This window comes from uncultured Oceanisphaera sp. (genome assembly GCF_947495715.1).
In the GTDB taxonomy this organism is placed as follows: domain Bacteria; phylum Pseudomonadota; class Gammaproteobacteria; order Enterobacterales; family Aeromonadaceae; genus Oceanimonas; species Oceanimonas sediminis.
In genome coordinates, this window is the sequence record NZ_CANLZU010000002.1 from 204,016 (window position 1) to 223,282 (window position 19,267).

At 56.5% G+C, this 19,267-nt stretch carries 18 protein-coding genes; 10 read left to right on the forward strand and 8 right to left on the reverse strand.

The genetic code is table 11. From position 1 onward, the window contains the following. The first annotated feature begins 149 nt into the window (after window positions 1–149). From Q0753_RS02215 to Q0753_RS02250, 8 genes are all read left to right on the forward strand, one after another. Entirely contained in the window at window positions 150–629 is a 480-nt protein-coding gene (locus Q0753_RS02215; RefSeq protein WP_298716511.1) for a type II secretion system protein, read from the forward strand. 40 nt (window positions 630–669) lie between these two features. Further along, window positions 670–1,206: a prepilin-type N-terminal cleavage/methylation domain-containing protein gene (locus tag Q0753_RS02220; protein WP_298716514.1), complete on the forward strand. Its 537-nt coding sequence runs from the start codon at window positions 670–672 to the stop codon at window positions 1,204–1,206. Between the two features lie 12 nt (window positions 1,207–1,218). Then, window positions 1,219–1,770 (forward strand): prepilin-type N-terminal cleavage/methylation domain-containing protein, encoded by a 552-nt coding sequence (locus tag Q0753_RS02225; protein ID WP_298716517.1) that lies wholly within the window; start codon window positions 1,219–1,221, stop codon window positions 1,768–1,770. Further along, complete coding sequence (locus tag Q0753_RS02230) at window positions 1,760–2,329, forward strand: prepilin-type cleavage/methylation-like protein (RefSeq protein ID WP_298716520.1); 570 nt, start codon at window positions 1,760–1,762, stop codon at window positions 2,327–2,329. The genes Q0753_RS02225 and Q0753_RS02230 overlap by 11 nt, the downstream gene beginning before the upstream one ends. Continuing rightward, the gene (locus Q0753_RS02235) at window positions 2,326–3,087 is read left to right on the forward strand and encodes a type II secretion system protein (protein ID WP_298716522.1); all 762 of its coding nucleotides are present in this window, start codon (window positions 2,326–2,328) and stop codon (window positions 3,085–3,087) included. The genes Q0753_RS02230 and Q0753_RS02235 overlap by 4 nt, the downstream gene beginning before the upstream one ends. A gap of 34 nt (window positions 3,088–3,121) precedes the next feature. Next, entirely contained in the window at window positions 3,122–3,466 is a 345-nt protein-coding gene (locus tag Q0753_RS02240; protein ID WP_298716618.1) for a hypothetical protein, read from the forward strand. After that, window positions 3,463–5,532, forward strand: a complete 2,070-nt coding sequence (locus tag Q0753_RS02245) for a hypothetical protein (RefSeq protein WP_298716525.1) — start codon at window positions 3,463–3,465, stop codon at window positions 5,530–5,532. Before Q0753_RS02240 ends, Q0753_RS02245 begins: the two co-directional genes overlap by 4 nt. Window positions 5,533–5,794: 262 nt before the next feature. Beyond that, window positions 5,795–7,561, forward strand: a complete 1,767-nt coding sequence (locus Q0753_RS02250; protein WP_298716528.1) for a bifunctional diguanylate cyclase/phosphodiesterase — start codon at window positions 5,795–5,797, stop codon at window positions 7,559–7,561. Here the strand turns inward: Q0753_RS02250 and glpD are convergent. The 3 genes from glpD to mepA all read right to left on the reverse strand — a co-directional run bounded on the left by glpD (window position 7,558) and on the right by mepA (window position 11,525). Continuing rightward, window positions 7,558–9,066 (reverse strand): glycerol-3-phosphate dehydrogenase, encoded by a 1,509-nt coding sequence (glpD, locus tag Q0753_RS02255; RefSeq protein ID WP_298716531.1) that lies wholly within the window; start codon window positions 9,064–9,066, stop codon window positions 7,558–7,560. The two genes, Q0753_RS02250 and glpD, sit on opposite strands and share 4 nt — an antisense overlap. Before the next feature lie 170 nt (window positions 9,067–9,236). Next, window positions 9,237–10,754 carry a glycerol kinase GlpK gene (gene glpK / locus Q0753_RS02260; protein WP_298716534.1) on the reverse strand — a complete coding sequence of 506 codons (1,518 nt, stop codon included), beginning with the start codon at window positions 10,752–10,754 and terminating at the stop codon, window positions 9,237–9,239. Between the two features lie 51 nt (window positions 10,755–10,805). Next, the gene (gene mepA, locus Q0753_RS02265) at window positions 10,806–11,525 is read right to left on the reverse strand and encodes a penicillin-insensitive murein endopeptidase (RefSeq protein WP_298716537.1); all 720 of its coding nucleotides are present in this window, start codon (window positions 11,523–11,525) and stop codon (window positions 10,806–10,808) included. Window positions 11,526–11,682: 157 nt separating this feature from the next. Here mepA and Q0753_RS02270 point away from each other — a divergent pair, with 157 nt between their 5' ends. Continuing rightward, entirely contained in the window at window positions 11,683–12,297 is a 615-nt protein-coding gene (locus Q0753_RS02270; protein WP_298716540.1) for a hypothetical protein, read from the forward strand. A gap of 6 nt (window positions 12,298–12,303) precedes the next feature. On the opposite strand, the gene Q0753_RS02275 is transcribed toward Q0753_RS02270, so the two are convergent. The 5 genes from Q0753_RS02275 to Q0753_RS02295 form a co-directional block, all read right to left on the reverse strand. Beyond that, the gene (locus Q0753_RS02275) at window positions 12,304–14,154 is read right to left on the reverse strand and encodes a methyl-accepting chemotaxis protein (RefSeq protein ID WP_298716542.1); all 1,851 of its coding nucleotides are present in this window, start codon (window positions 14,152–14,154) and stop codon (window positions 12,304–12,306) included. Between the two features lie 102 nt (window positions 14,155–14,256). Continuing rightward, complete coding sequence (locus tag Q0753_RS02280; RefSeq protein ID WP_298716544.1) at window positions 14,257–14,889, reverse strand: MBL fold metallo-hydrolase; 633 nt, start codon at window positions 14,887–14,889, stop codon at window positions 14,257–14,259. Between the two features lie 317 nt (window positions 14,890–15,206). Next, window positions 15,207–16,301, reverse strand: coding sequence for a tRNA 2-selenouridine(34) synthase MnmH (gene mnmH / locus Q0753_RS02285; protein WP_298716546.1), 1,095 nt, complete (start codon window positions 16,299–16,301; stop codon window positions 15,207–15,209). 5 nt (window positions 16,302–16,306) lie between these two features. After that, window positions 16,307–17,341 carry a selenide, water dikinase SelD gene (gene selD, locus Q0753_RS02290; RefSeq protein ID WP_298716549.1) on the reverse strand — a complete coding sequence of 345 codons (1,035 nt, stop codon included), beginning with the start codon at window positions 17,339–17,341 and terminating at the stop codon, window positions 16,307–16,309. Window positions 17,342–17,582: 241 nt separating this feature from the next. Continuing rightward, window positions 17,583–18,776, reverse strand: coding sequence for a class I SAM-dependent methyltransferase (locus tag Q0753_RS02295; RefSeq protein WP_298716552.1), 1,194 nt, complete (start codon window positions 18,774–18,776; stop codon window positions 17,583–17,585). Window positions 18,777–18,852: 76 nt separating this feature from the next. Here Q0753_RS02295 and yccX point away from each other — a divergent pair, with 76 nt between their 5' ends. Then, window positions 18,853–19,125: an acylphosphatase gene (yccX, locus tag Q0753_RS02300; protein ID WP_298716555.1), complete on the forward strand. Its 273-nt coding sequence runs from the start codon at window positions 18,853–18,855 to the stop codon at window positions 19,123–19,125. The last annotated feature ends 142 nt before the right edge of the window (window positions 19,126–19,267 follow it).

The following is a 19,267-nucleotide window of genomic DNA, read 5'->3' on the forward strand; positions in this document are numbered from 1 at the left end:
CTGATTTGCATCAATACCGGCAGTGCTTTTTTGATATAAAAAGCATTGAAGGGGTTCAATCGGGCCAGTATGATCGAATGGTGACATCGATCATTTATCCATGAATTATTTTGTTATTAATATTAAATAAACCGAGAAATGAGGAAAGCATGAGAAAAACAGCGGGTTTTACCCTGATCGAACTGGTTATCGTTATCGTTATTCTGGGCATTTTGGGTGCCGTGGCCGCGCCCAAGTTTCTGAACCTGCAGGGTGATGCGTATGGGGCCAACCTGAATGCTGTTAAAAGCTCAATGGAGTCTGCGGCAACATTGGGTAATACCAAGGCTATTTTGGCCGGTGTTGACACAATATCATCAGCCACTGGAACATCTGGTCAGATAGATGGTATTGAATTTGCGTATGGTTACCCCAAAGCAAATGGCAATGGCATTATCAAATTGCTGGATATCAGTGCATCTTCAGCTGGTGACACTGCAGAGTACATTTATGATGACACCACCACAGTCGGTACAATAGTTATCCAACCTCAGGCACGTAATGGTGAAAGTAATTGTTCAGCCGAATATAAAGCCCCGACGACATCCAATACTCGCCCTGAAATTACAGTTGAAACTTCTGGTTGTTAATCAGTATTTAAAGGCGGCTTAGGCCGCCTTTTTTAACTCCATGACCAAACTCCGTGGTTTTACCCTCATCGAATTGATACTGGTGCTGGTGCTGATGGGCATACTGGCGGCGGTGGCCGCGCCTCGTTTTTTTAATATTCAGCGTGATGCCTATATCGCCAACCTGAATGGTCTGGCCAATGCGATGAAAACCGGTACTACTCTGGCTCATACCAAGGCCATACTCGGCGGCTTTGACAGGCTGGGCGCGGGCACTTATACCGATGCCGATTTTAATCTGGTTGAGAGTCGGGTTGAAGGCGGTATTAGCTGGGTACGGGGTTATCCCACCGCCGATGAATACGGTATTATTGCCATGCTCTCTGGGTCCGAGGGTTTCAAAAATGATAATGACAACGCTGATGATGTGCTTGACACCGACAAGTATGTGATTACTTATTCGACCAGTGGTGGCGAAGCAAGAAAAAGTCTCACCATTAAACCCAGACAGCGCCAGTCCGATGGTTGCAAGGTCACCTACACAGCAGCAAATAAAAGCAAGCCGGCAAAGGTCGAGATAAATGTTAAAAAGTGTTAAGGAAAACCGCTTTTGAGCAAGCAGGGTGCTTTTACCCTCATCGAATTAATACTGGTGCTGGTGCTGATGGGCATACTGGCGGCGGTGGCCTTGCCACGACTGCAGTTGGGTAGTCAGTTCGAGCAAGGGTTGCAGGCGAATAACCTGGTCGGATTGTTGCGCTTGGCGCAGTTGCGCACCATGAACGATCCGGAAGCTTTAACCAATGACATTGGTTTTAAGCAATGTGGGCGGGTTGTGATTGCCCTGAATGGTTTCTCCCTTTCCAAAGACTGTGATTCTGCCGTGTTGTTAACGGACGATCAGTTAAAGTCCGCCGAACAACAAGGTCTTTTTTTGGGTAAAACCGGTCTGACGATGACGGTCGAACCTTCTTATACGCTGCCGCTGGTGCTGCAATTTGGCAAAAAACCAGAAAGCGAAGCCGACAAGAATTATCTCAGTGAAGCCAGTCGCCTGGGACGTCCCTTTATTAATGACGTTCAGCTTTCCGAACCCCTTGAAATAACGATAGGCGGCAAAACCGTTCATATCGAAACCGAGGGCTATATTCATGCGCCCTAGTTATTACTTTCACAATCGTCGCCACATTAGCGGCGTCAGCCTGGTGGAATATGTGCTGGGACTGGCGATACTGGCCATCGTGCTGGTCGGCGTCGGCCTCTTCTTCTTAAGCCAGCCACGCCAGCTGGATCCTGTATTTCAGTTCAGAGCCGTGTCGCTGGCCGAAGCCCTGGCCGAACAGGTGCTGGCGGTGAAATACGACGGGAATAACAACCCTGCCGCCCAGGAACGTTGTGGTATTAATGGTGTAACAGCCTGTGCAAATAGCCCTCAGGCAAGCACTACCAACATTACCGATTTTAAGGTGGTCGATGATTTTCAGCTTTGGTGTGGTGCCAATGCTGTCGATGGTCAAACTCTAGCCAGCGATCTTGGGTTGTCCTCTTCCGAATTGTATTCACGCTTTAGCGTCGCTACCTGTGTCGAGACGCCGGCTCCCTTGACCCCCGGTTATGATGAAACTGATCCCGCTCTATTCATGAAAAAAGTCAGCATCAACATCAGCATCGATCAGGGCGATACTCTCTCCTTTATTCTGCACAGGTACAACATTCGATGAAGGCGCGCGGCTTTACCCTGATCGAGCTGGTGATCGTGCTGGTGCTGATTGGCATCAGCGCCATTTTCAGCACCCGTTTCATCGCCGACATGGCCGCCGGCTACGTCGGCACCGCCGAACGCGGCCAGGCACTGGCCGGCGCCCGCTTCACCATGGAGCGGCTGCGCCGTGAACTGGCGGTGGCCTATGGCCCCAGTGTTTATATCACTAACATCGTTGATGATGAACACTGCATCTATTTTGTGCCCGCCTTGGCCGCGGGGACTTATTTGGGCTCTGTAAAGACTGGGGCGGCCACTTTTGTGGTGCCGCTTAGCTTGCAGGGAGAGAGTATTAAAAACAATATTATGGCGATTCGTGCCGACAGTGGCGCTGTATGGAGTAGCTACCCGGAAGCATTACCTGCTGAAATTTACAAACTGGAGAAAGAACCTACCTCCACCAGCTTTACTTTTAGCAATGTATTTAATGATCCCGACGATGTTAACTTCAGTCGTGAAGGCTACGGCCAGCGCTATACCCTGCTAACGCCCGAACAGGTACGCTATTGCCTGCGCAATGGCGGGCTTGAGCGTGAGATAAAAACCCTTGATAAAGACTGGAGAAAAAGCAGCCTGATGATGACAGGGATCACAGGAGACAAGGTATTTATGGGCTACGATGAGTCCAATCAATTGATACAGTTGGAGCTTGTTTTGAACACTCGCGACGGTGATTTGGTACTGCCCGGCCAGTTGCAGGTGACTTATGCGCCTTGAGGGTTCAAGACAAAACGGCAGCATGCTACTGAGTGTGTTGTTTATCATACTGGTGCTGGCGGGCTTGATGGCCGGCTTGGCGACCCTGTCGGGCCAGAGCAGCCAGCAACTGGTATACGAAGTGCAGGCGCTGAAGGCTCGCCTGGCTGCCGAAGCTGTGCTGGAACGGCAGATATTTGCAACGCTCGACAAAATTGATACCGACATGGTAGTGACAAGCGCCGCTTCCGCCACCATTAATCAATGTCAGGCTTATATTGATAAACTGGAGCCCCAAAGTAGTGCTCTAGCAACCCAGGTAAGAATAATCAGCAGCGGCACCTGCACTGGCAGTGGCCTGACCGTAGTCCGCAATATTGAAGTTGAGGTGATTGAATGATGAATCGTAACTGGCTATATGTGATAGCTTTGATACCTTTTTTATCATATGCCGCTAAGGGAAGCGGAGAGGTGGATCACTATCGCCTTGATTTTAATCCTGATAAAGAGGAAATGACCCTACTTGCTTGTAAGAATAAGGGCTGTAGTGATTTATATAAGAATAATAAAACTGCAGTTCAAATAACCAAAGATAATAATAACGAAGGGAATGAAATTCATTTTAAGAAACAGGATATGTCAGATGGTCATGGTGTTGTTAAATATGATAGCGCCCATGAAGGAAAATGCTACCCCCTAAGGCTTAAGTTGAAAGGTAATAGTACTTGGCCTAAGCCCAATGATGAATTATCAGGACTCAAATGTTATATTAATGGCGACCCAAATGGCAGCTGTAAGTTCTGTTCTGATGGTGATTCAGAAGACGAAAATGATGATAAATTAGAAGGTATTGATGTAGAAATGGAGTTGGCTGGTTATGTTGGTATCAGCTCCGAAAAAGCAGGTGTCCGTATAGACGATGAAAAAATAAACGGACACTCCCTGAAAATAGAAAAAATTGAAGGTGATGACGATAATATAAATGTGGAGCTGCGAGATCAGCATGGTAACCTGTTAAGTGTAGGTGATGAATTTACCTTTCCCAATACTCTTTACTATAATCGCGTTGGCGAAATAGAATTTGATTTGGAAGAGGTTAATGATGAGGCTCAAGAGGTTGATATCGAGTTTGACCTGATATATGTGCCTTATAAACTGGCATGGGTAAAAGAGTCTGAAGAGGTTGACTGTTACAGCTCAAACGATTTTGAATACAAGACTCATGCCAGTAAATGTCCGGTAATTGGCAAGGCAGGTGACAGACTTTCACTCAAGTTACAAGCTTATGATGCTGACAATAATGCAATAAAAAACGAATATATCGATGATCTTGATATTGATATTGACTGTGAAGATGATAAAGAGCCTGGTTGTATAGAAATACGCGAATTGGATGAAAATCTGAATGTTATTAGAGAGTTTAAGCAAGCAGAAGTTGAATTTGACGACCAAGGTGCTGTCATCTTTACAACCGATAGTGAAGATGGCGGTGGTCATATAAAGAATGTCGCTTTGATTGAGGCTTATATTTCAGCTTCTTGTGCCGAAGAAGCTGAAGGCGACGACGATATATGTCTGCTGGAAACAAAAGGTGACACCGCCATTATCGGCCGCACTGTGCCAGATCGTTTGTTCATTGAAGAGCAATTGGGGAAGATAAAAGACAACGTTGCTTATCGAGGAAAGCCGGTTGACTTTGAGAACAAGCCTTATTTCATTGTGAAAGGCTGTGCCGTTGACCAAAAGAAGGATGAGGAATGCAACTTGCCCAGTTACAGCGGTGAGTTTGCCGGAGGCCTCAAGGAGAATTATGATTTTACCATCAAAGAATTACTTGAGGGCACCGAGTTTGAGTTGGATATTTCGGAACCCAGTCTTGGAGAGCATCAGTTCGGGTTGAAGCCTGATAGCCTGATATTTAGTAAAACTGATCCCTCTGCCGAAACCAGCCTGAAAAAACTGAAGCTGAAATTAACCATCCAAGAGCATGATGGTTTAAATAAACTGAATAATAAAACAACGGCACTGGCGGATGATGATGACATGCTTCGCTTCGGCTATCTGATTCTGGAAGATACCGAGTTGCCGGTAGAGACCAATGGTCATATCACGGGAAAGCTGTATTACCTTGATCAATTCAAGCACTCCAAGCCGGTCACCGAAAATCACTTCCGCTTTGCCAGCCATATAGCAGGTGACGCCAACGTTGCTGCAACTGCGCCAGAGCCGGCCGATGCCGTAGCGCCGGTGTTGGCGGTAGATAATGATGGCCTTGGCACCGACGGCATCGGCGTGGCGGGATACGATAAGGCCGCAGAGTTTGATGTTGAGCTGACAGTGGATAAATGGTTACAGCCACATAAAGATGGTGGTTTGGTACAACCAACAGCCCAGCTGAAGTTCACCTCAGACTCGCGCAAGCGTGGTAACGACAGCACCTTCAACCGCCGCGAAGTGATCCGTTAACCTCCCTTTACCGTGCCGCCTCGTCAATGAGGCGGCATCGGTTATAGGGTCTTTGCGTTTTCCCCAATAACCCGGTACTTTATATGGCTAAGGTAGCCGAATGGCTACTTTACGTGCCAGGGGTGATCTGGCATAAGTGTGGTTTGTGACCGCTGTCAGAGTACAAACACAATTTTTAATACAATGGTTTTACTTTTTGTTTACAATTAATTATTGTGATTCAACGACAATGACTTAGCACATAAGGTAAGGATGCCGAGCCGTGCAAAATACCATCAGACATCAGGAAGACCGGCAACCCATCATTGAGCTCTCGGCTCCTTCTGCCGGGCGAGCATTGAAGTTCAAGCGTCAGTTGCTGCAGCACGTATTCGATCACTCGATAGAGTCGATCATGGTGACCGACGAAGAAGGCATTATCCTGCAAGTGAATGCGGCCTTCAGTGAAATCACCGGTTACAGTGCCGAAGAGGCCATCGGCCAGACGCCGCGGTTGGTGCAGTCGGCGCGGCATAATCCGGAGTTTTACCAGCAAATGTGGCTGCAGTTGCAACAGAGTGGCAGCTGGAGCGGCCAGGTGTGGAACCGGCGCAAATCGGGCGAGGTCTATCTGCAATGGCTCAATATCAATACCCTCACCGATGATGAGGGGCGTATTACCCACCGTGTTGCCATCGGCCACGATCTGAGCGGCGTAAAGTCGACTCATCATGAACGCACTCTCTTTACCTTCAAGGATCCGCTCACCCAGCTGGGTAATCGTCAGCTGTTGACCAGCCGGCTCGACCAGGCCCTGGCCGAAGCCGAGCGCAACAGGATACGGGTGGGCTTGATGGTGATCGATGTGGGCCGCCTGCGACCGGTTAACGAGGAGCTGGGCCTCGCCTGGGGCGATGATGTATTGCGCCAGCAGGCCCGCATACTGCAGGCGGCGGTTGACGAAGCCGACACCCTGGTGCGGCTGCAGGGCGATCAGTTTGCGGTGTTGCGTCACAGTCGGGCGGGGGATGTCACCATGGCCCAGCTGGCCGACAAGCTGCTGGGGTTGCTGGGTAATCCAATCGTGCTGGCCGATCAGAATATCGTCAGCCTGCAACCGAGTATCGGCATCGCCATTTATCCGCGTGACGCCACCGACAATGCCGGTCTGCTGCAGGCGGCAGAGCATGCCCATGCCATGGCCAAGCGGGGCGGACGCAATCGATTTCAGTTTGTGGATCAGCGCCAGCACGACCTGCACCACCGGGAATTGCTGATCGAGCACAGCCTGCATCATGTGCTCAACACCGCTGCGGGCGAAGGATTGAGCCTGCATTATCAGCCTCAGGTGTTTCCGGGCAATGGCCAGATCCTGGCGATGGAAGCCCTGTTACGCTGGGAACATCCGCGATTGGGGGCGATTTCTCCGGCCGAATTTATTCCGGTGGCAGAGCAAAGCGGCCAGTCGGTGCGGCTGGATCGCTGGGTGATAGAGCAGGTCTGTGCCCAAATCGCCGAGTGGCGGTGCCATTATCCGCAACTGCCGGTGGTGTCGATTAACCTCAGTGCCCAGCAATTCAGCCAGCCGGACTTTGCCGACTGGTTGCAGGCCTGTATCAAAGAGGCGGGTATTCAAGCCGAGTGGTTGAAGCTGGAAGTGACCGAAACCGCCATGATGATGCATAAAGACACCTGTGTGATGATGCTGGGCCGCTTGCGTCAGCTGGGCTTCAAAATCTCGCTCGATGACTTTGGCACCGGTTATTCGGCGCTGGCCTGTTTGCATCAGTTTCCGCTGGACGAGCTTAAAATCGATCGCAGCTTCATGGTCGAGGCCAGCCTTAACGAGCGGGCCTTCATGTTGCTGAAAACCATTGTCGGTCTGGCACAGCAGTTGTCATTGAGCTTGGTGGTCGAAGGGGTAGAGCAGCAGCACCAGCTTGATTTGTTGGCCGATTTTGGCCCGCTGATGGTGCAGGGCTACTTTTTTTACCGGCCCTTGCCGGTGGTCGACGTCATGGGCCTGCTGGGCGAGCGGCCTGCAAGCTAGCTCGTCGGCGGCCTGGTGTCGGGCGCCTGCAGGTAGCGTTGCAGGCGCTCGCGTGCTTCGTCGTGCAATTCCAGGCCCAGCTTGGTGCGACGCCACAGAATATCATCTGCCGTGCCGGCCCATTCGTGGGCTATCAGATAATCCACTTCCTTTTGATACAGCTGGTCGCCAAAGGCCTCACCCATATCCTCCAACTGCTCACACCCCTGCAAAAACCGGTGGCACAGGGTGCCATAGCTGCGCACAAAGCGTTGCAGCAGGGCATCCGGCAGCCAGGGGTAGTGGCTGCGTAACGCCTCGGCCAGCCGGGCCTGGGTGCTGAAATTGCCGCCGGGCAGCACGGCGGTGTGGGTCCAGGCCGGGCCGGCTTCGGCAAAGAAGCGGCACAGGGTGTTGGTGGCGTCATTGGCCAGCAGGCGGTAGGTGGTGAGCTTGCCACCAAACACCGACAGCAAGGGGGGCTCGCCCTCGGGGGCATTCAGCTCGAAGCTGTAATCGCGGGAGGCCTGCTGCGCCTCACCCTCTGCGTTGTCGATCAGCGGGCGCACGCCGGAATAGCGCCACACCACCTCCGCCGGGCTTGTCTGGCGTTTGAAATAGCCGTTCACCAGGTTGCATAGATAGGCCACCTCGGCATCGTCGATGGCGACTTCGGCCGGATCCCCCTGGTAGTCCACGTCCGTGGTGCCGATCAGCGAGAAGCGCTGCTGATAGGGCAGCACAAACACGATACGGTTGTCCTGACTCTGCAAAATGTAGGCGACTGGCTCGTCGTGCAGCCGCGGCACCAGAATATGGCTGCCCTTGACCAGCCGCAGTTGTCTGGGGGAGGGCATGGCCAGGGTATCGGCAAACAGCGTGCTGGCCCAGGGGCCGGCGGCATTGACCAGCGCCCGGCTGCGGCACTGTTGCCGCTCGCCGGTAACGGTGTTCTGCAGTGTCAGGTGCCAGAGGCCGGCTTTGCGTCGCGCCTTGATGCAACGGGTTCGAGTCCGGATCTCGGCGCCTCGCTCACGGGCGGCCAGGGCGCACAATACCACCAGTCGGGCATCGTCCACCCAGCCGTCGGAATACTCAAAGCCTTTGGTGATCTGCGGCTGAAGCGGGCTGTTGTCACCAAAGCGAATGGCGCAGGAGCCGGGCAGACGCTCGCGCCGGGCCAGGTGGTCGTAAAGAAAGAGGCCGACGCGAATCATCCAGGCCGGGCGCAAATGCGGGCGGTGTGGCAGACGAAAACGCAGCGGCCACATGATGTGGGGGGCGCTGTTGAGCAGCAGTTCCCGTTCGATCAGCGCCTTTCTGACCAGCCCGAATTCGTAATGCTCCAGATAACGCAAACCACCATGAACCAGCTTGCTGCTGTTTGACGAGGTGGCCGAGGCCAGGTCGTCCATTTCGCACAGGCAGACCCGCAAGCCGCGACCCGCCGCATCCATGGCGATGCCGGTACCGTTGACACCACCGCCGATCACCAGCACATCGAAAAGAGGAGAGTCTGTTGTCATGCGGTTCCTTATCGGTTGTTATATCAAACGGATTAATCATGTGCTCAGGCCGTCATCCTGACGAAGGTCAGGATCTTTCTGCAGAAAGATACCGGGTCAAGCCCGGTATGACCGTGCTTAAAACACGGCATGGCTATCGAATATTGATCACCTCTTTAGTCCGATTGGTATTATTCATGCTCTTCCCAGTCTCGTGAACGGCCCACCGCCTTCTGCCAGTCGTGATAGAGGCGAGCTCGCGTGTCTTTATCCATCCGGGGCTCAAATGTTCTGTCCAGCGCGAGGGTGGCGGCCAGCTGCTCGGTATTCTGCCACAGGCCGACCGCCAGCCCGGCGAGAAAGGCCGCGCCCATGGCGGTAGTTTCGGTTTGCCGCGGCCGCTCTACCTGCGTGTTGATGATGTCGGCCTGAAACTGCATCAAAAAGTCGTTGGCCACGGCGCCGCCGTCTACCTTGAGTGCGGAAAGCACAAGGCCGGCGTCTTCCTGCATGGCGTCCAGCACGTCGCGGCTCTGGTAGGCAATGGCCTCCAGGGCGGCGCGAATGATGTGATTGCGGTTGGCTCCCCGGGTCAGGCCCACCAGGGTGCCGCGGGCATAGGGATCCCAATAGGGGGCGCCGAGGCCCACGAAGGCCGGCACCAGATACACGCCATTGGTGTTGTCGACTTGTTCGGCAAAATAACCGCTGTCCTGTGCCTCGCGGATCAGGCCCAGCTCGTCGCGCAGCCATTGAATAATGGCGCCGGCCATGAATACCGAGCCTTCCAGCGCATAGTTGACTTCCCCTTTGGCGCCCACCGCCAGGGTGGTGAGCAGGCCGTGGCGGGAGCTGACTTTTTGCTTGCCGGTGTTCATCAGCAGAAAGCAGCCGGTGCCGTAGGTATTCTTGGCCATGCCCTTGTTGAAACACAACTGGCCGAACAGCGCGGCCTGCTGGTCGCCGGCCATGCCGGCAATGGGAATTTCGCCGTTGGCACCCAGCCGGGCCTGACCGTAGATTTCACAGGATGACTTCACCTCGGGCAGCATGGCGGCGGGAATGTCCAGCTCGTCCAGCAGGCGCTGATCCCATTGCAGACGGTTGATATTGAACAGCATGGTACGGGAGGCATTGGTGTAGTCGGTCACGTGCACCCGGCCTTCGGTCAGCTTCCAGACCAGCCAGGTGTCTATGGTGCCGAACAGCAGCTCGCCGTTATTGGCCTGCTCGCGAGCGCCGTCAACGTTGTCCAGAATCCAGTTGATCTTGGTGCCGGAAAAATAGGCATCCAGCACCAGGCCGGTGTTTTTCTGCACATGGTCGGCCAGGCCTCGGGCTTTCAGTTGCTCGCAGAACTCGGCGGTGCGACGACACTGCCAGACGATGGCGTTGTACACCGGCTTGCCGGTGATTTTATTCCACACTACCGTGGTTTCGCGCTGATTGGTGATGCCGATGGCGGCAATTTGCTCGGGATCTATGCCGGTTTTGGCCAGCACCTCGGTCAGGGTGGCACGCTGGGTGGCCCAGATTTCCATGGGATCGTGCTCTACCCAGCCCGCGTGAGGGTAAATCTGGGCAAAGTCGCGCTGGGCAATGCCCTGAATACGCGCGGCGTCATCGAAGATAATGGCACGAGACGAGGTAGTGCCTTGATCCAGGGCCACCACATAGGGTTTGTTGTGTGGCCGTTTGGCGTCTGACATGGGGAGATCTCCTTATCTAATCATCATGGCAGCAGAGCCGCTGCGGCACTGTTATCGTACCCAGCCGACGCACTGTTTGGGCAGGGTAGGGCGAAAGGGCGTGCGTGGCCCGCTGGTGATTTCACCGGCCTTATCGTTCAGCCAGCTGGCCAGCTCCCGGCCGCAGCCGGTGCCGGCGGGCACCTGTGCCTGAGGCTCGCACAGGTTATTGCCCTCCGGGCAGTGCAGCCGCACATGAAAATGGCTGGAGTGGCCAAACCAGGGCCGCAACCTGCCGAGCCAGTCGGCGTCGCCGTAAGCCTTGCACATGGCGTTTTTAATCAGCGGGTGCACGAAAATACGGCTCACCCGCGGGTCTTCTGCCGCCAGCGCAATCAGCTGGCGCTGGGGGTCACGAAAGTGGGCATTCAGAATGTAGTGGCGATGATTCACCATATCGACGGCTTTTATGTTTTTCAGCCGGCGGTGTGATGGCTGCGCGGGGGGCGGGCGCAACCAGATATCCGCATCCAGCCCGGTCTGGTGGCTGCGATGGCCATATTCGAAGGGACCGCCGCGCTGCCTGGCGATATCGGCAACCAGCATCGGCGGCAAGTCGGCTTGTCGGGTTTTCTGCCCCAGGGTCTGCAGGTAGTCGATTAACGGCGGCTGGCCATAGAAGCGCTCCCGGGTGCTTCTTATCACATAAAAACCGGGCCCGGAGGCGGGCAGGGCCCGGGCGTTCATCTGGCAACCGGCCGCGTAACCACCGATGGCCTGGGCCCATGCCATAGCAGGCAGCCATAACCCCAAACAAAACCAGAAGCCGAATCCCAAGCCTAACCATCCGATCATTGCCGTGCTCCCCTTATGGCCACATGACACCATTATTTATGGTTGCGGTTTTTTTTGCTAGGGTTGTGCCCCTTTTGACCGATGGAATACAAAAATGACAGTGCAGCGCTTATCCCTGCCGCAAGTGCTTGAACAACCGCTGGAGTTTGTGTCGAGCCCGCCGGCTCTGCGGTTTTACCTGACGCATGCGCTGGTATTGCTGGCCAGTCTGGCGGCGGTGGGCCTGTCGTTGTGGGATGCACAAACCGGTTTTGGCCTGATCCACTGGGTAGGCCTGATATTCGGTGGCACGGTTCTGCTGCTGAGCCTGTGGCCGGCCAGTTGGAGCCGGCAACGGCTGATTAACCTGGCGTTCGACCGTGAATATCTGTATCTGATCAACGGCAGTAACAAACAGGCGATGGCCTTGCCGCGTGAACGGGTGCGGGCGGTCAACCAGGGCAAGCTGCCCGGCCACGACGGCGCCATCATCGCCTTTACCCTGGATCTGGCGCTGAACGAGCAGGAGCTGGCCCAGGTTCACGATACCCTGGGAACCCAGGCGGAAGCGCGTTTCAAGCTGGATGAAGACTGTTATCGGTTTGGTTTTGTCGGCAACTGGCAAAACCGGCGCCAATTGCTTGCGGCCGTGTCGGTGCTGGCGCCTGCCGTTATCATCCCCGCCGCGGTGGCGGACGAGGATGATGAAGACGATGAGTGGGATGACTGAAGCGGGTTATACCCGAAACGCGGCAACCACCTGACGCAGTTCCCGCGCCTGAGCGGCAATGTCGCTGCTGGCGCGGGAGTTGTTACGCACCGCCTGGGCGGCATCTTCGGTGATATCGCGGATCACCACCACATTTTGCCCGACTTCACTGGCGACGCTGCTTTGCTGCTCGATGGCGGCGGCAATCTGGGTCGCCATGTCCGAGATTTCGGTGATCTCCCGAGTGATGTCGTTGAGCACGGTTTCGACCGTCCCCGCCTGCTGACTGCTTTCCCGGCCTTCTTCACTGCTGCTGTTGATCATTTTGACCATGGCGCCTGTATTAGCCTGCAGCGAGGTGATGATGCCGGAAATTTCCCGGGTGGCTTCCTGTGTGCGCCCGGCGAGGGCGCGCACTTCATCGGCCACCACCGCAAAACCTCGACCCTGTTCACCGGCCCGCGCCGCTTCAATGGCCGCATTCAACGCCAGCAGGTTGGTTTGTTCGGCAATCCCCTGAATCACTCCCAGCACGCTGCCGATGGTATCGCTCTGGGTTGACAGCGCTTCCATGCTGCCGACGGTGTTGTCCAGCGTATCGGACAGGCGGCGAATACGGCTGATGGCGCCTTGCACCTGCACTTGTCCCTGTTTGGCCCCGCTGTGGGTAGAGCCGGCCTTGAGCGCGGTGTTTTCGGTGTTATGGGCGATCTCTTCGATGGTGGACACCATTTCGGTGACGGCGGTGGCCACCATCTCGGTTTCTGCCTGTTGGCGTTCGATGTCGGCGCTGGTGCGGGCCGCGTTCTCCGACAGTATCTCGGTGGTGTGATTCATGGTCTCGACCGCCTCGTTGACCTGGCGGATCACCCGTTGAAAGCCGCCGAGCATGGTGTTGAGGACTTGCGCCATTTCGGCGAGTTCGTCGTTACCTTTTTCTTCTACCCGCAGGCTGAGATCGTGGCTCTCGTGAATGTGCTGCACGCCTTGCTGAATGCGGCGGATGGGCAGAAAAATGGAGCGGGCGATCAGCAGGGCAATCACCGAGGTCAACAGCAACATGGTGATAAACATCACCATCGCAAGGGTGCCGGCCCGTTCGGCATGCTGGTGGGTCAGCGTCTCAACGTCGCTTACGGTTTTATCCAGCAGGGTTTCGGTGCTCTGAATGGCTTGCCGCATGGTCAGTTGCAGGCCCTGATCGCTGCTGAGACCGAGGCGACGGGCGCCGTCAGCATAACGATGAAAGCGATCCTGATAGGTGCTAGCCAGTGACAGTGTCTGTTTCGGCATGGCCGCTGCACGCAGCTGTTGCTCCAGGGTGGCAAAGAGGCTGTCGAATTTGTCGAGATAGCGGGGGTCCTGGCGCAGCATGAAGTCCTTTTCGGCCCGGCGCAGCTGCAGCATGGTCACCAGTATTGAATCGGCATTATATTCATTCAGCGCCTGTTCAATGTCGTACACCGCGGCCCGCAGTTCACCGTTGAGGCCGGATTCATGATCGAGCCCCATCAACTGTTGCGCCTGCACCAGTTGTTCGAAATGGTGACCGTATTCGCCGAACCGCTGGCGCAGGGTGCCGAGGGCTCGTGTGTCGAAGTCGAATTCAGTCAGCAGTTGTTCCAGCTCGTTCAATAGCTGCTGATTCTGGGTCAGTATTTGCTGAAACTCGGCGACGTATTTCATATCCTGCCGGCCGAGAAAGTCCTTTTCTTCCCGGCGCAGGCTCAGCATGCCGGTTTCGAGCGACATGGCCAGCTCGGTGCCATGGTTTAGCGTCTTGATGGTACTGAGGGTTCGGGCGAACAACAGGAAGAGGGCGGCCATGGCCAGTATTACCAGCAGGGTATTGAGCCCCAGCTTATGTTTGATTTTCATTAATGCTCTCGGTGATTATCTTTACACAGATACAACGACAGGCCCGAACACGATCTTCAGGCCGTACAGAAACAGTGGCTTGCTGGCGAGTGATGCTAGCGGTTAGCGCAGATAGGGATTGTGCTGTCGCTCATGGCCGAAGGTACTTTCCGGGCCGTGGCCGGGCACGAAGGTGATATCGTCGCCCAATGGCAGCAGAGTCGTGAGAATGGCGTTGATCAGGGTGGCATGGTCGCCGCGGGGGAAGTCGCTGCGCCCGACGCCGCCGTTGAACAGCACGTCACCCACAAAGGCCAGCCGCTGTGCCTCATGCACCAGCACCACATGGCCCGGGGTGTGGCCGGGGCAGTGATAGACGTCCAGTTGCTCGTTACCCACGGTCACGGTATCACCCTGGTTTAGCCAGCGGTCGGGCGTAAAGCCGGACACGGGATCGAAGCCGAACATCTGCACCTGTTGATCCAGCGCTTCTATCCAGAAGGCATCGTCTTTCCCTGGCCCGATGATCGGTACGCCGGTGTTGGCCACCAGCTCGCCGGTGGCGCCCACATGATCCAGATGACCGTGGGTCAGCAGAATGGACTCCAGCGTCAGGCCATGCTCGGCAATGGCCGCCAGCAGCCGTTCGGTTTCACCGCCCGGATCGATCAGCGCAGCCTGGTTGGTGTCGCTGCACCACACCAGGCTGCAGTTCTGGGCGAAGGGGGTGACCGGCAGTGTGATTCTGTTCAGCATCTGTTTATGGTTCCTTTAACATAATGCGCCTCAAGACGCAGTCTATATTCTAGGGAAGGATAAGGTGTTCGCTAAGCCAACCGTCGATGGCATGGCCGGAAAATGCTCCTGCCATTCCGGCATTCTCGCCATCCCTGGCGGTCAGACGCCATCGCCGAGCATAGATGGGGCAAGCTTGCTTGCCGTGACGAATTGTTTCAGCTTGATCGAACATCCAGTGAATGTTCGCAGCGAGCTGAAACAATGAGTGTCTTATCCTGCTGCGTGTTGGCGTGCGGTGCCTTATCCTGACTTTCATATTGACTGAATATATGGCGCTAGACCGCAGACGCAGTCTGTGATTCGGGCCGGTTGGCCAGCCACTCGGCCAGCTCGTCGGCTTCGCCGCACTTGATGATACGGTCTTCCTTGTCGACCTGATGGCGGCGATAGATGGGATCGTAATAGCGGCCGAGCAGCTCGGCGATCCACTCCTGATGACCGTCACTGCCAAAACCCTGTTGCTGCTGCTTGATGGCATCGGTCATCTGTTGTGACAACCGGCGCCAGTCCCGGTCGCCCAGGCGTTTGTACAGCCGCTTTAGGCTGTCTTGCAGGTAGGCTTCCAGCCGTTCCATATCGTCGTTGAAATGGCCTTGCATCACGTCCACATAATCGTGCTGAATCTGCCGCACCCGTTGCTCGAAGGGGACTTCCAGCAACAGAATGGGTGTGCGCTGCATGCGCAGGTACAGGCTCTTTGGCAGCGGGCAACGGCCGATCATGGCGCTTTCGTCTTCCACCAGCCAGCTGCCGATGCCGGCCCGGCGTTGCTTGAGCCGGGCAATGGCCAGCCGGTTTTCGAAGTCGATGGGGGTAGGTTGCGGCTCGCCCCAATGACCGAAGCTGGAGCCGCGATGATGGGCGCAGCCTTCCAGATCCAGCGCCAGCGGGGTGCGGGCCAGCCAGTCGGTCTTGCCGCTGCCGGTCAGCCCCGACAGTACGAAGCCCGGCTGCTCAAAGCCGGTCTCGATTTCCTGCAGCAGATGACGGCGCAATGCCTTGTAACCGCCCTCTACACGGGTTACCGGGCGACCGGCGTCCTGCAACCACTGCTGTACCGTCTGGCTGCGCAGGCCGCCGCGAAAACAGTAGATGACGCCGGTCGGATGCTGTTCCAGCCAGTTGAGCCAGCCCTGCAGCCGTTGCTCGCGCAGCTCACCCGCCACCAGTTGGTGGCCCAGCTCGATGGCGGCCGCCTGGCCCTGCTGTTTGTAACAGGTGCCGACCCGGGCGCGTTCTTCATCGCTCATCAGCGGCAGGTTGTTCGCATGGGGGAAGGCCCCCTCGATAAATTCCACCGGGGCACGCAGATCCAGCAGGGGAATGTCGTCGCCCAGTAGCCGGTCGTAATCGGTGGTCAGTTCACTCACGTCACTCACCCAATCACCTCGATACGATGCTCACCGGCGGCGGTCAGCTTGCCGATGGGGGCCAGCTGCAACTGGTGTTGGGCGGCCAGACTCAGGAAGGCGTCAACCGACTCGGGGCGTACCGCCACCAGCAGACCGCCGCTGGTCTGCGGGTCGCACAGAATGTGCTGCTGGCGTTGGCTCAGCGGGGCCAGCTTGTGGCCGTAGGCATCCAGGTTGCGCAGGGTGCCGCCGGGCACGGCACCGGCCTGCAGGTAGTGATCCACCGCGGGCAGCAGCGGAATGGCATCCATCTGCAGCCGGGCGCTGACATCGGCGCCTTCGCACACTTCCAGCAGGTGGCCCATCAGGCCGAAGCCGGTGACGTCGGTCATGGCGCTCACACCCTCCAGCGTCGCGAAGTCCTGCCCCGGCTTGTTGAGCTGACACATGACCTCGGCGGCCAGGGTGGCGTGCTCGTCCAGCAGAACGCCTTTCTTCTGGGCGGTGGACAGAATGCCGATGCCGAGCGGCTTGGTCAGAAACAGCAGGTCGCCGGCGGCGGCGGTGTCGTTGCGCTTGACTTGATCGAGCGCAATCTGGCCGGTGACGGCCAGCCCGAAGATGGGCTCGGGGGCATCGATGCTGTGGCCACCGGCCAGCGAGATACCGGCGTCATGACAGGCCTGACGGCCGCCGTCGATCACCTGCTGGGCCACTTCCGGCGCCAGCAGATTGACCGGCCAGCCGAGAATGGCGATGGCGGTGATAGGGGTGCCGCCCATGGCGTAGATGTCGCTGATGGCGTTGGTGGCGGCGATGCGGCCGAAGGTGAAGGGGTCGTCCACTATCGGCATGAAGAAGTCGGTGGTGGAGATAATGCCCATGCCGTTGCCAATGTCGACCACGGCGGCGTCATCCCGGCTGTCGTTACCGACCACCAGACGCGGATCGGTGAAGCGGGGCAGCTGGCTGTGCAGTATGGTGTCGAGCACCTTGGGGGAGATTTTGCAGCCGCAGCCGGCGCCGTGGCTGTATTGGGTCAGGCGAATAGGTTCCACTTGGGCTTCCTTGGAGTCACTAACGGAAAGGCCATATGTTACTCCTAATTACCGCAGGGTGCATCCGGAGCAAAATAACGGACACCACCTTATGTAGGGTCGAATTTATTCGACCAATGGTCGTGGCACGTAATATAAGGCGGTCGAATAAATTCGACCCTACGACACACAAACAAACAGTGTCTTTATACGTAGGGTCGAACAATGTCATCAAAACACGATTAAGTGCAGGATTGGCTTCTTACCAGGCGCGGACGACCAGGCCTTTCAGGTAGTGACCTTCCGGGTAGGCGGTGCCGATGGGGTGATCGGCGGCCTGATTCAGTCGCTCCAGGATCTGGGCGTCACGGCCCGCGTCCAGGGCGGCGTCGGCGACGATTTTCTGGAACAGATCCTGAGTCATCAGACCGGAGCAGGAGAAGGTCAGCAAGACGCCACCGGCATTGAGCAGCTGAAAGGCCAGCATGTTGATGTCTTTATAACCACGGCAGGCGCCGTTGAGCTGGGCCTTGCTGTCGGCAAACTTGGGCGGGTCCAGCACGATGACGTCGAAACGCTGACCCTGATCCCGGTATTCGCGCAGCAGCTTGAACACATCGGCCTGTTCGAATTTGGCCCGGCTCAGATCCAGCTGGTTCAGCTCGACGTTCTGTTTCGCCAGCGCCAGTGCCGACTCGGACATGTCCACGTTCACCACTTCGTTGGCGCCACCCTTGAGCGCATAAACGCCGAAGGTGCCGGTGTAGCTGAAGCAGTTGAGCACCCGCTTGTGCTCGCAATAACGGGCGGCGATACGACGGTTGTCGCGCTGATCCAGATAAAAGCCGGTCTTGTGACCCTGCTCCACATCGACCAGGATGCGCACGCCGTTGTTTTCTTCGATGGTGACCGGCTGATCCGGCAGGGTGCCGGCCAGCAGGCCCTTGCGCTCTTTCAGGCCTTCTTTCTTGCGTACCGCCACATCGGAACGCTCATAAATGCAGGTATCCGGATAAAGCGTGGTCAGCGCCTTGACGATGGCGTTGCGCCAGCGCTCGGCTCCGGTGCTCAGCAGCTGACAGACCACCACGTTGGCGTAGACATCGATGGTCACGCCGGGCAGGCCGTCGGACTCGGCGGCGCAGAGGCGATAGCCGGTGAGACCCTGCTCGGCAATCATCGGCTGGCGACCGGCTTTGGCCCGTTCCAGGCGACGCAGAAAAAACGCTTCGTCTATCGTTTCATTTTGATCGAAGGTCCATACCCGGGCCCGGATCTGAGACTGGGGAGAATAGAAACCCCGGCCGAGCCACTGGCCTTTCTGGCTCAGGATCTCGACGGTATCACCGGCATTGGGCTGGCCCTGTACCTTGTCGACGGCACGGGAAAACACCCAGGGGTGGCGACGAAGAAGGGACTTTTCACGTCCGGCGATAAGGGTAATGGAGGTGGTCATAGGCTGGGCTGCTAACAATAAAAGGGCCATAATTCTAGGGGCGTGCGGGGTAAAACACAAACAGGGAGCGAGCAAGATGACCGAGATAGCAAAAATAATCCGGGTAAGCGGCACGGTACAGGGGGTGAGCTTTCGTTTTTACACCCAGTGCGAGGCGGAAAAGCTGGGCGTGCGCGGATATGCCCGCAACCTGCCGGATGGCCGGGTAGAGGTACTGGCCGAAGGTGAGGCCGCCAGGGTGCGGCAACTGGTCAACTGGCTGCGGCAAGGCCCCGACACGGCGGTGGTGAACGGCATCAGCGAAGAAGAGGTGGCCCCAACCGGGCACCACGGCTTTGAGACCGGATGACGGCTTGATCTCGATAGCGACACCCCCTCCCAACCTCCCCCTGGCGAAGGCCCGTCGTTATGCCTGTGATGCCGCAGCCAAGGGGGAGGGGCAGTCTGGCGCCGTTCTGCTCCCTCCCCTTAGCCTGTGTTCGGCAGAATGA